The organism is Rhizobacter sp. P5_A1 (assembly GCF_056400745.1).
The window spans coordinates 276066-287940 of the sequence record NZ_JBFUKR010000007.1 but is presented as its reverse complement, the minus strand read 5'-3'; the positions used below and the strand labels follow the sequence as shown (position 1 = coordinate 287940).

At 70.4% G+C, this 11875-nt stretch carries 10 protein-coding genes; 5 read left to right on the top strand and 5 right to left on the bottom strand.

What is annotated here, in order from left to right:
- Nucleotides 1–12: 12 nt before the first annotated feature.
- Together AC1DTW_RS10710 and AC1DTW_RS10705 are read right to left on the bottom strand one after the other, a co-directional pair.
- Complete coding sequence (locus AC1DTW_RS10710; protein ID WP_477981058.1) at nucleotides 13–1314, bottom strand: mechanosensitive ion channel family protein; 1302 nt, start codon at nucleotides 1312–1314, stop codon at nucleotides 13–15.
- A gap of 4 nt (nucleotides 1315–1318) precedes the next feature.
- Complete coding sequence (locus tag AC1DTW_RS10705; RefSeq protein WP_477981057.1) at nucleotides 1319–2251, bottom strand: histone deacetylase family protein; 933 nt, start codon at nucleotides 2249–2251, stop codon at nucleotides 1319–1321.
- Between the two features lie 38 nt (nucleotides 2252–2289).
- On the opposite strand from AC1DTW_RS10705, the gene AC1DTW_RS10700 reads away from it, so the two are divergent.
- From AC1DTW_RS10700 to mltB, 4 genes are read left to right on the top strand one after another with little or no spacing between them, the layout of a single operon-like run.
- Entirely contained in the window at nucleotides 2290–3237 is a 948-nt protein-coding gene (locus tag AC1DTW_RS10700) for an AAA family ATPase (RefSeq protein ID WP_477981056.1), read from the top strand.
- A gap of 10 nt (nucleotides 3238–3247) precedes the next feature.
- Nucleotides 3248–4252, top strand: a complete 1005-nt coding sequence (locus AC1DTW_RS10695; protein ID WP_477981055.1) for a DUF58 domain-containing protein — start codon at nucleotides 3248–3250, stop codon at nucleotides 4250–4252.
- Nucleotides 4243–6312, top strand: a complete 2070-nt coding sequence (locus AC1DTW_RS10690) for a transglutaminase TgpA family protein (protein WP_477981054.1) — start codon at nucleotides 4243–4245, stop codon at nucleotides 6310–6312. Before AC1DTW_RS10695 ends, AC1DTW_RS10690 begins: the two co-directional genes overlap by 10 nt.
- A 22-nt stretch (nucleotides 6313–6334) precedes the next feature.
- On the top strand, nucleotides 6335–7462 hold the full coding sequence (mltB, locus tag AC1DTW_RS10685; protein WP_477981053.1) for a lytic murein transglycosylase B: 1128 nt from the start codon (nucleotides 6335–6337) through the stop codon (nucleotides 7460–7462).
- Here mltB and AC1DTW_RS10680 read toward each other — a convergent pair.
- The 3 genes from AC1DTW_RS10680 to AC1DTW_RS10670 all read right to left on the bottom strand — a co-directional run bounded on the left by AC1DTW_RS10680 (nucleotide 7396) and on the right by AC1DTW_RS10670 (nucleotide 10744).
- A complete protein-coding gene (locus AC1DTW_RS10680; RefSeq protein WP_477981052.1) occupies nucleotides 7396–7806 on the bottom strand; it encodes a hypothetical protein in 411 nt (136 codons plus the stop codon). The two genes, mltB and AC1DTW_RS10680, sit on opposite strands and share 67 nt — an antisense overlap.
- A 113-nt stretch (nucleotides 7807–7919) precedes the next feature.
- On the bottom strand, nucleotides 7920–8192 hold the full coding sequence (locus AC1DTW_RS10675; RefSeq protein ID WP_477981051.1) for a hypothetical protein: 273 nt from the start codon (nucleotides 8190–8192) through the stop codon (nucleotides 7920–7922).
- A 17-nt stretch (nucleotides 8193–8209) separates the two neighbouring features.
- Nucleotides 8210–10744 carry a serine/threonine-protein kinase gene (locus AC1DTW_RS10670; RefSeq protein WP_477981068.1) on the bottom strand — a complete coding sequence of 845 codons (2535 nt, stop codon included), beginning with the start codon at nucleotides 10742–10744 and terminating at the stop codon, nucleotides 8210–8212.
- Nucleotides 10745–11180: 436 nt separating this feature from the next.
- Between AC1DTW_RS10670 and AC1DTW_RS10665 the strand changes: the two genes are divergently transcribed.
- Nucleotides 11181–11798: an ECF-type sigma factor gene (locus AC1DTW_RS10665; RefSeq protein ID WP_477981050.1), complete on the top strand. Its 618-nt coding sequence runs from the start codon at nucleotides 11181–11183 to the stop codon at nucleotides 11796–11798.
- The last annotated feature ends 77 nt before the right edge of the window (nucleotides 11799–11875 follow it).

Sequence of the window (11875 nt, the reverse complement as noted above, 5' to 3'; positions counted from 1 at the left end):
CGCCGCTGACGCTCAGCGCTGCGCCGCGGGCGGCGGCTCCGCCGCCGCAGGCGCTGGCGGCGCGTGCATGACGCGCTGCGGGAACGGAATCTCGACGCCCTCGGAATTCAGCAGATCGAGCACCGCGAGGTTGACGTCGGAGCGCACGTTGCCCTGGCCGTTCTCGGGGTCGCCGATCCAGAATCCGATGTTCAGATTCATGCCGTCGGCCGCGAACTCGGTCAGCTGCACCGCCGGGGCCGGGGCCTCGAGCACCCGGGGCACGCGCCGGACCACGTCGACGAGCTTCGGCGTCAGCGCGCGCACATCGGTGCCGTAGGCGATCTGCACCGCGGTGCTGAGCGCGACGTTCGGATCCGCGAGCGAAGCATTCTCGACACGCTGCGTGATCAGCATCTCGTTCGGCACGATCGACTCGCGGCCGTTCAGCGCGCGGATCACCGTGTAGCGGGTGCGGATGTCGGTGATGCGGCCCTCGAAGCCGTCGACCTTGACCATGTCGCCGATGCGCAGCGACCGCTCGGCCAGCACGACGAAGCCGCTGACATAGTTGGCCGCGATCTTCTGCAGCCCGAGGCCGACGCCGACACCGATCGCACCGCCGAGCACCGACAGCGCGGTCAGGTCGATGCCGACCGCCGACAGCGCGAACAGCAGCCCCACGAACAGCAGCGCGACGCGCACCAGGTTCGCGGCCATCTTGCGCAGCGACAGCGTGCTGCCGGCGCCGTGAAGCAGCAGCCGCTTCTCGATCGCCGCCGAGATCCACAGCGCGATCACCATCACGAGGCCGGCCGACAGCAGGCCCTCGACGATGTTGCGCAGCGACAGGCGCGCGGTGCCGATCTTCCAGTGCACGTCGTCCATCGCGTCCATCGCGATCGGCAGCACGCCGGTGACCCACAGCACGACCGCGATCCACGCCAGCCACGAGATGCTGCGCTCGAGGATGCGCACCACGCGCGCGTTCGGGAACGTGGCACCGAGCACGCGCACGCTGATGCGGATCACGACGAGCGAGACCAGCATCGGCACCGCGAGCCGGAACACCGCCGCCTGGGCGGTCGCGTGCAGCGTGAACCTGGCCGCGAAGGCCAGTGCGAGCGCGAGGACCGGGAACAGCACCCCATCGACGACACGCTTGCCGAACCAGATCGAATCGGCGGACGCGTCGGCGCCGCGGATCGCCCGCACAACCGCCCAGGCGAGCGCCAGGCAGGCAGCGAGCACCGCCAGCTCGATCAGCGCGCCCGGGTCGCGCAGCGAGCCGAGCAGTTCGTTCAGGTCGTTCGCGTTCAGGAGCTGCGCCGGCACGGGCTCAGACCCCTGCCAGCACGCGCAGGTGCGCGGCCACGCTGCGCGCCAGGGCGCCGAGGTTGTAGCCGCCTTCGAGGCACGAGACGATGCGCCCGTGCGCGTGCCGGTCGGCCACGCCCTTGATGCGCCGCGTGATCCATTCGTAGTCGGCCTCGACCAGGCCGAGCTGGCCGAGATCGTCGTCGCGGTGCGCGTCGAAGCCGGCCGAGATGAAGATCATCTGCGGCGCGAAGGCCTCGAGTCGCGGCATCCAGTTGGCTTCGATCATCTCGCGCACCTCGGCGCCGCGCGTGTACGCGGGCACCGGCACGTTGACCATGTTCTCGCCCTTCGGCACGCCGCCGCTGAACGGGTAGAGCCGGTCCTGGAAGATGCTGACCATCAGCACGCGTTCGTCGCCGGCGATGATGTCTTCGGTGCCGTTGCCGTGGTGCACGTCGAAGTCGACGATCGCCACGCGCGCAAGGCCGCGCACGTCGAGCGCGTGGCGCGCCGCGATCGCGACGTTGTTCAGGAAGCAGAAGCCCATCGCCTCGCTGCGCGTCGCGTGGTGGCCGGGCGGGCGCACCGAGCAGAAGGCGTTGGCGGCATCGCCGTCGAGCACCGCGTCGGTCGCGGCGACCGCGGCGCCGGCGGCGCGCCGCACCGCAGCCCAGGTGCCGGCGCAGGCGGCGGTGTCGGGGTCGAGCGCCCGCAGCGTGCCGGGCTCGATCTGCGCGAGCGCGTCGCGCAGTTCATCGACATAGCCGCTGCTGTGCGCGTGGGCGGCGTCGGTCAGGTCGACCAGCGGCGCTTCGCGGCGCTCGAGCGCGACATCGAGGCCGGTCGCGAGCAGGAAGTCGTCGATCGCGTCGAGGCGCTGCGGGCACTCGGGGTGGCCTCGGCCCATGTCGTGGCCGCGGCATTCGGGATGGCTGTAGAAGGCGGTCGTCATCTGCTTACGGCTGGTTGCTTTTCGGGTAAGGTGGATGAATGGACAAACGCGTCGACGACAACAACCAGGCGCTGGCGGCGCAACTGACCGAACTCGTCGCCCAGATCGGCACGATTATCGTCGGCAAGCGCGCCCAGATCGAGGACTGTGTCGCGTGCATGCTGGCCGGCGGGCATCTGCTGATCGAAGACGTGCCCGGCGTCGGCAAGACCACGCTGGCGCACGCGCTGGCGGTCTCGCTCGGGCTGCGCTTTTCGCGCACCCAGTTCACCGCCGACCTGATGCCTTCCGACCTGATCGGCGTCAGCGTCTACGAGCGCAGCAAGGAGGCCTTCGTGTTCCACCCCGGGCCGGTGTTCGCGCAGGTGCTGCTGGCCGACGAGATCAACCGCGCCGGGCCGAAGACGCAGAGCGCCTTGCTCGAGGCGATGGAGGAGCACCAGGTCAGCGTCGAGGGCGAAACGCGCGCGCTGCCCTCCCCGTTCTTCGTGATCGCGACGCAGAATCCGAGCGACCAGCTCGGCACCTACCCGCTGCCCGAATCGCAGCTCGACCGCTTCCTGATGTGCCTGACGCTGGGCTACCCCGACCAGGCCAGCGAACGCGCGCTGCTCGCCGGCCAGGACCGGCGCGAGGCGATCCACGGCCTGCGCGCGGTGATGACGCCTGAGCAGCTGGTCGCCGCGCAGCACGCGACGCAGGCGGTGCACGTCTCCGACGCGCTGCTCGACTACCTGCAGGCGCTGATCGCGGCGACGCGCTCCGGGCGCTGGTTCGTCGAGGGCCTGTCGCCGCGCGCCGGCATCGGCGTGCTGCGCGCGGCGCGCGCGCGGGCGCTGCTCGGTCAACGCGACTACGTCGCGCCGGACGACATCCAGTACGTGCTCCCGCAGACGATCGCGCACCGGCTGATCCCGGTCGCCGGTGCCGGGCGCGGCCGCGTGGAGCAGGTGCGCGCGATGGTCGAGGCGGTGGCAATTCCGTAGGGCGTTGATCGTGGCCGAAGCCGTCGCTCCGCGCGCGTCGAGCCTGAACCCGGCCGCCTTTGCGCGCGCCCGCTTCCAGGCCTGGGCGCAGGCGCGCCAGCCGCGCACCGACACGCTGCTGCTGACACAGCGCAACGTCTACATCCTGCCGACGCGCGCGGGCTGGATGTTCGGCATGACGCTGATCGTGCTGCTGCTCGCGTCGATCAACTACCAGCTGAATCTCGGCTACGTGCTGACCTTCCTGCTGGCGGGCAGCGGCGTCGTCTCGATGCACCTGACGCACGCGACGCTGCGCGGGCTGACCTTGCACCTGAAGCCGGTCACGCCGGGTTTCGCGGGCGACCCCGCGGTGCTCGACGTCGTGCTGACCAGCCCCGGCACCGCGCGCTTCGGCATCGGCCTGAAGGTCGTCGGCGCACCCGGGGCGACGCTGACCTGGATCGACGTGCCCGCGCTCGGCCAGGCGCATGCGCAGGTCAGCTTCGTGCCGGCGCGGCGCGGGCGTCACGAGGCGCCGACCTTGGGTGCCGAGACACGCTTTCCGCTCGGGCTGTTTCGCGTCTGGACCGTCTGGCGCCCGGCCGCGCAGTGGCTTGTCTACCCGCGGCCCGAGCGGCCCGCCGCGGCATTGCCCGCGGCTCGCGCGGTGCCGGGTGGGCCGACGCAGGCGCGCAGTCCCGATGGCGGCGAGGTCGAGGGCGTGCGCGCCTATCGGCGCGGCGATCCGCTGAAGCTGATTGCATGGAAGAAGGCCGCAAAGGCACTCGACACCGGCGGCGACCTGGTGAGCCGCGACACGAGCGCGTCCGCGCACCGTGAGCTGTGGCTCGACTGGCAGGCCTGCGGCGCACTCGCGCCCGAGGAACGCCTGTCGCGCCTGACCGCGTGGACGCTCGCCGCGCAACGTGCCGGCGCCGACTACGGGCTGCGGCTGCCCGGCGTGGAGATCGCCACCGCCGATGGCGACGCGCAGCGCCGCCGCTGCCTCGAGGCGCTCGCGCTGTGGCAGTGACCGCAACGACGGCGCCCCACGGCGCGGCGCCGCGCGGGCTGCGCTGGCCCAGCTGGCGCCACCTGCCGCGCGATGCGCGCGACACGCTGTTCCTGCTGACGGTGATCGGCTGGACCGTGCTGCCGCATGTCTCGCACCTGCCGACGTGGTGTTCGCTGCTGACGCTGGTCGTGCTGCTGTGGCGCGCGCAGCTCGCGATCGCGAATGGGCCGCTGCCGGGTCGCTGGGCGCTGGTCGCGCTGCTGGCCGTGGCCGCGGCGCTGACCTTCTGGTCGTACCGCACGCTGCTGGGCAAGGAGCCCGGCGTGACGCTGGCGGTCGTGCTGATGGCGATGAAGACGCTCGAGCTGCGCGCGCGGCGCGATGCGTTCGTCGTGTTCTTCCTCGGCTTCTTCCTGATCCTGACGCACTTCCTGTATTCGCAGTCGCTGCCGGTCGCCGCGGCGATGCTGGTGTCGGTCTGGGGCCTGCTGACCGCGCTGGTGCTCGCGCACATGCCAGTCGGGCAGCCGAGCCTGCGCCAGGCGGCGCGGCTCTCGGCACGCACCGCGTTGCTCGGCGCGCCGATCATGGCGCTGATGTTCGTGCTGTTCCCGCGCATCGGGCCGCTGTGGGGCGTGCCGCAGGACGGCCAGTCGAAGACCGGGCTGTCGAACTCGATGCGGATGGGGTCGGTGGCCGAGGTCGCCATCGACGACAGCATCGCGCTGCGCATCCACTTCATCGATGCGCCTCCGCCGCCGCAGGCGATGTACTTCCGCGGCCCGGTGCTGACGCGCTTCGACGGCCTCGAGTGGCAGGCGCAGCCGTCGTTCGGCGCATCGCTCGTGCTGCCGCGCAACCTGCGCACCTCGGGCACGGCACTGCGCTACGAGATGACGCTGGAGCCGCTGCGGCTGACGAGCCTGCCGCTGCTCGAGGCCGCGAGCAGCGCGCCGGCGATCGAGGGCTACCGCGTCGTCGGCCAGCCCGATCTCCAATGGCGCACCGACAAGCCGCTGTTCGATCGTGTGCGCCTCAGCGCCGAGGCGTATGTCGACTTCCGCCACGGGCCGACCCGCCGCGAGCCCGGGCTCGAGGACGCGCTCGCGCTGCCGCCCGGCTACAACCCGCGCACGCTCGCGTGGGCCGAGGCGCTGCGGCGCGAGCCGCGCTATGCGAAAGCCGAACCGCGCGTGCTGGCGCAGGCCGTGCTGCAGCACATCCGCAGCGCCGGCTTCAGCTACACGCTGGCGCCGGGCAGCTACGGCGACGAGCGCGGGCGCGACGCGATCGACGAATTCTGGCTCGGCCGGCGCGCCGGCTTCTGCGAGCACTTCGCGTCGGCCTTCGTCGTCGTGATGCGCGCGGCCGGCGTGCCGGCCCGCGTCGTCACCGGCTACCAGGGCGTCGACCCGCTGCCGTTCGACGGCTACTACATCCTGCGCCAGAGCTCGGCGCACGCCTGGGCCGAGTACTGGCAACCCGGCATCGGCTGGGTGCGCGCCGACCCGACGGCGGCGGTCGCGCCCGAACGCATCAGCCGTGCGCGGCGGCTCGTGGCCGCGCCGGGGCTCGTGGCCGGCGCACTCGGCAACGTCAGCCCGCAGTTGCTCGAGCAGCTGCGCGGCGGCTGGGAAGCGCTGAACAACCGCTGGAACCAGTGGGTCCTGAACTACTCGCGCGGCCAGCAGCTCGACCTGCTGAAAGACATCGGCGTCAGCTCGCCGAGCTGGGAAGACCTCGCGCTGCTGCTGATCGTCGCGCTCAGCGCACTCGCGCTGGCCGGCGCCGCGTGGGCCTGGTGGGATCGGCGCCGCGTCGATCCGTGGACGCGGCAGAGCGCGCGGCTGCGCGCCGCGCTGGTCCGCGTGGGCATCGGCGCCGCGGCGCATGAGCCGCCGCGCGCGCTGGCGCAGCGCGTGCGCGAGCGCTTCGGTGCCGACGGCGAGGCGCTCGCGGCCTTGCTCGACGTGCTCGAACGCCAGCGCTACAGCCGCGCGACGATCCCGAAGCCCGACGCATCGCTGACACGCCGCTTCGTGCAGCAAGCGCGCACGCTGCAGGCGCGGACCGCGTGAGGCTGGCGCCGATAATCGGTCGATGCACCGACCTTCCCTGCGCCAGACCCTCGCACTCGGCCTGTTCTCGGCCGCGCTGCTGATCGCCGGCACCGACGCCTTCGCGCGGGCGAAGAAGAAGCCCGCGCGCGCCGAGAAAATTCAATCCGACGACGCGCCCGACATCGTCACCTACGGCCAGCGCGACGACGTGATGCGCTTCGGCGCCGAGCTCGCCGAGCGCCGCGGGCTCGACACGGCCTGGGTGCAGGCAGCGCTGCAGCAGGCGCGCTTCCAGCCGAGTGTCGCGAAATTCATCATGCCGCCGCCGGCCGGCACCGCGAAGAACTGGGCCGCGTACCGCAGCCGCTTCATCGAGCCGATGCGCATCCGCGCCGGCGTGGCGTTCTGGCGCGCGAACGAGAAGTGGCTCGCGCTCGCCGAAGAGGTCTACGGCGTGCCACCGGAGATCGTCGTCGGCATCGTCGGCGTCGAGACGATCTACGGTCAGCAGATGGGCGGCTTCCGCAGCATCGATGCGCTCGCGACGCTGGCGTTCGACTTCCCCACCGGCCGCAAGGACCGCACGCCGTTCTTCCGCGACGAACTCGAGAGCTTCTTCGTGATGTGCCGCAGCGAGGGCCTCGACCCGCTCGAACAGAAGGGCAGCTTCGCCGGCGCGATGGGGATGCCGCAGTTCATGCCGTCGAGCTTCAACAAGTACGCGGTCGACCTCGACGGCGACGGCCACGCCGACCTGCGCGGCAGCCCGGCCGACGTGATCGGCAGCGTCGCGCACTACCTCGCCGAGTTCGGCTGGCGGCGCGGCCTGCCGACGCGCTTCGACGTGGCCGTGCCGGTCAGCACCGCCGACCGCGCGTTGCTGCTCGCGCCCGACATCCTGCCCAGCTTCACGCTCGCCGATTTCGCCGAGCGCGGTGCGCAGATCGAAGTCGCGGCCCTGGCGAGCGATGCACGGCTCGCCGATGCCGGCGGCCTGGGCAAGCTCGCGCTGGTCGAACTGCAGAACGGCGACGCCGCGCCCAGCTACATCGTCGGCACCGAGAACTTCTATGCGGTGACGCGGTACAACTGGTCGAGCTACTACGCGCTCGCGGTGATCGAGCTCGGCGAGGCGGTCGCGCGCGAGGTGGCGCGCAGCACACGGTGAGCCCAGCGCGCGACCTGCTCCGGGCGCGCGCTGAAGCCCGAGCCGTAGAGCGCGCCGCCGTAGCGCAGCATCAGCAGCGCGAGCTTGGCGGCCGGCGCGTGGCCCCGGTCCGCCAGCGCGGCCAGGCGCTCGAACGCGAATGGCCAGTGGCCGTCTTCGTAGAGGCGGACGGCGGCGGAGAAATCGGCATCGGCACGCTCGTTTGCATCGCCAATGGCGCGCGCGGTGCAGAGCACCAGGGCGGCGACGGGGCTGGTCGAGCACAGCGCCGGCGCCTGCAGAGAAGATCGACGATAGGCCGAGCGGCTTGCGCTCGGCGGCAGCCGATGCGTCGCGTGACTCATGGATGGCCTCCGTTCTGATGGTTGCTGATCGAGACAACCGCCATGGCGGGCCTCATCCATCAGTACGAGAAGCGGCGGGCAAACCGGACACGCGAGCCCGGCGTCTGCCTGCACTATCCGATGCGGCCTGCGGCCTTCAGCCCGTTGGCCAGTCGGTCGACCTTGACCGCAAGGTAGGCCGTCGCGACGACAAGCAGCGCGAGCACGACAACGCTGGCGACAAGCCAATCGGGGCCGACGACCACGACGATGTTCGCATCGAGAACACACTTCTTGACGCCGTCGACGACGTGAAGTGACGAGCCCGATGGGCACTCCGCTGCGGAGGCCTCGATGCTTGTCAACAGCATGAGCCCCGAACTGAAGGCACGCGACTTGAGTTTCATGAGCTTGCTTCCTTCTGTCAGCTGAAAAATTCGAGGGGTGGTGGCGGCGCGTTCCGTCTTGCGCGGTCGCCGGAGTAGGTCACGTCCGGCGGTTGGGGCCACGTCGCCAATCGTTCCTTGAGTCGGAGCACCTTCGCATATGCGGGAGCGTCCAGACCGAAAGCCTCGCGCAGCGCGCTCTCATGGGCGTCGACAAGTGTTCGGGCTTCGCCTATGCGTCCAAGCGCTGCCATCGCCACGGCGACGTTCAGCGCACTCAGGCGCGTCAACGGATGTTCCGGCCCCAACGTCGCCGCGAACATGGCCCGCGCCTTCTCCAACTCGTCCAATCCGATCCCTGGCTGCGCCGTCTGCGCACGAACAACGCCCTGCAATGCTTGCCGCACCGCATCGAAGAGATCGGTTCTGTGGGGCTGCGGTCTCTTGTTCAGTCGCAAGGTTGCCGCGTCGATCCAATGTTGTGCTTCTTGGGGCCGCGCATCGCGCAGGGAGGTCTCCGCCAGAGTCAGCAGCGCGGCAATCTTGAACGTGGGTCGAACGGCCACCTCGGGGCCGGACTCTCCCAACATCCGGACGCGCTCTCGCAATTCGCTCAATCCGACGGTGCCGGGGCTCGCCGACCGCAGGCGAAACCGCACCAGCAATGCATTCATCTGCATCACGGGAGCGGTTGAGTCATTGGCCAATGCGGCCATGCGAGACTCATCGGCCAGCGCGCGCTCCACAAATCCGAGACGTTGCAGCGTTTGCCATTTCTTGATCGAGAGCAGGCGGCAGTACTGATTCTCGACGCCGTATCGGGAGTCGCAATCAAGGGTCGCTGCGTCGGCGGTCTTGGCGGCCTCGGCAAACCTCCCTGCCCTGTAGAGCAACTCCACGAGGCTCGTGTCGAGACCTGCCGGCTCTGTCGGGCTCAAACCGACAACCTGATCTGCCACCCTTCGAAGTGCCTTGTGCAGTGCGAGCGCTTGCTCGACATCGAAGAGATCGCTCTCGACCCCGAACAAGGTCATGCCCAATCGGAACGTTTGCAAGTTCGTTTCGCCCAAGGTGGCGATCGCGTGCTGGCGACTCACGCGCAACATGGCACGAACCCCGGCGGCATCGCCTCGACTCAACGCAATCCATCCGCGCACGCCGTCAAGGCGAGCGTTCAACTCTGGATCGTCGCGCGGCCGTCCCTGAATCGACTCTGCCTGATCCAGGCGACTTGCGGCCAGCGAAGCATTGCTCATCTGAATCGCATTTTCCGCGTGGTCCGCCAATGCGAACGCAGCTTCGCGCGACTGGTGCAGCGCAAGGTAGATCTTCACCAGCTCCGCGTAGGTGCTCTCGGCCCTTGCGTACTCGCCCATGTCGCTCTGGATCTTCGCGATGCCCTTCAGCGACTCCGCCTGCAGCCTCGGTTGGCCGACCAGCCGCGTCAACACGTCCCTCCTGCCGGCCTCGAGCAAATCACGCGCGGTGATGTCGGCGCCGCGCGACTTCTCCTGATCGGCACGCTGGAAGATGCCCAGCATGAAGTCGCGCGCAGCGACTGCGCGGGCAGAGTCTTCGCGTGCCTGCAAGCCCATCACGACCGCGACCGCGGTGATGCCGACGAGCGCGACCAGCGCGCCCGCGCCGAGCGACACGCTCAACGTATGCCGCCGCACGAACTTGCCAACGCGATACACCGTGCTCGGCGCCCTTGCCTCGACCGGCTGGCCGCCGAGCCAGCGATCCAGATCGGCGCCCAGCGCTTCGACCGAGCCGTAGCGCTGCGCCGGCTGCTTCGCGAGCGCGCGCAGCGCGATCGCGTCGAGATCGTTGCCGAGCTGCTTGCGCAACGCCGCGCTCGTCGTGCCGCGTGCCGTCGCGATCGGCACCGGCAGCAGCCGCCGGCTCGGCGCGCGCGGCTCCATGTCGAGGATCGCCTGCTCGAGCTGCGCGGCCGACTCGACCTTCAGCTCGTACGGCCGCTCGCCGCACAGCAGCTCGTAGAGCACGACACCGAGCGAGTAGACGTCGCACGCGGTCGTCAGCGGCTGGCCGAGCAGCTGCTCGGGGCTGGCGTACTGCGGCGTCATCGGCCGGCCGGCCATGCGGGTCAGCTCGGTCTCGACCGAGGCGGCGCCTTCGGGCTCCATCAGCTTCGCGATGCCGAAGTCGAGCAGACGCACCTCGCCCTGCGCGGTGACGAGGATGTTGCCGGGCTTCAGGTCGCGGTGGATCACCAGGTTCGCATGCGCGTGCTGCACCGCGAGCAGCACCTGGCGGAACAGCCGCACGCGCGCCTCGATGCCGAGGCTGCGCGTGTCGCACCAGGTCGTCAGCGTCTGGCCTTCGACGTATTCGAGCGCGAGCCAGGGTTGCCCGCCGGCCGTGACACCGGCGTCGTGCAGGCCGGCGATGTGCGGGTGGTTCAGCGACGCGAGGATGTCGCGTTCGCGGTCGAAGCGCTGCGCGAAGCTGTCGCGCTCGGTGCTGCCGGCATGGCGAAACAGCAGCTTGATCGCGACCTGGCGCTGGAATGCGCCGTCGTCGCGCTGCGCGAGCCAGACCTCGGCCATGCCGCCGCTGCCGAGGCGGCTCAGCAGACGGTACGGGCCGATGCGCGTGTCGGCCTGCCACGCTTGCCATTCGGCCGCGCGTGGCTCGGGCTTGGTCGCGAGCCGCGGCAGGTTGCCGAGAAAGCCGTTGTGCTGGACCTGCTCACGGGCATCGAGCATCTGTTGCAGCTGCGGCAGCAGCGGGTGCGCCTGCAGGCGCAGCTGCTCGAGCCAGTCGGCCAACGCGACGGCGTCGAGCGCATCGGCCAGCTCGTACAGCGCAGACAGTTGTTGCCAGTCGGCCACCGGGGTCCGGTTCATCGTGTCGCTCGGGTTGTCGCTCGCGGTCGGGGAGCAGCGAGCATAGGAGTGCGCGCCGAGGCCGGCAATCCGTCAATCGTGGGAGCGCGCCCGCACCGGGTGGACGTGCACGGCGTCACGCGCTAGTCTCGGCGCGATGATCGACGAAGCCGAACTCCCGCCGCACGACGCCCTCGGCGCCGGTGCGGCCAGCCCGCCCATCACGCTGCTGCTGCAGCGCGCGGCCGGCGGGGATCGTGCGGCGCTCGACGCGGTCTATGCGTCTCTCTACCCCGACCTGAAACGCATTGCGCGCTCGCGCCTGCGCCAGCAAGGCCGCGGCGACAGCGTCAGCACGACGATGCTGGTGCACGAGAGCTTCGTGCGCCTCGTCGGCGCCCGTGACCTGCGGCTCGAGGACCGGCGCCACTTCTTCGCCTACGCCGCGAAGACGATGCGCAACATCATCATCGACAGCGCGCGCGAGCACCTGGCCGAGCGCCGCGGCGGCGGCGCCGAGCACGTGACGCTCGGCGACGCGGATGCGCTGCAGGTCGTCGGTTCGGGCGCGAGCGACGAGCTGGTGCGCGTCAACGAGGCCTTACATGAGCTCGAGGCCGTCGATCCCGAACTCGCTGAACTCGTCGAGATGCGCTACTTCGGCGGCTACACCGAACTCGAGATCGCCGAGCTCCAGGGCGTGGCCGAACGCACCGTGCGGCGCCGCTGGGACAAGGCGCGCGCCTGGCTGTTCGTCGCGCTGGGCCACGGCTGAGAGCCATTCCTGCAGCGGTGCATCGCCGGGCAGGCCTTCGCGCACGTCGAGGCCCTGCGTCAGCTCCCAGCTCGAAT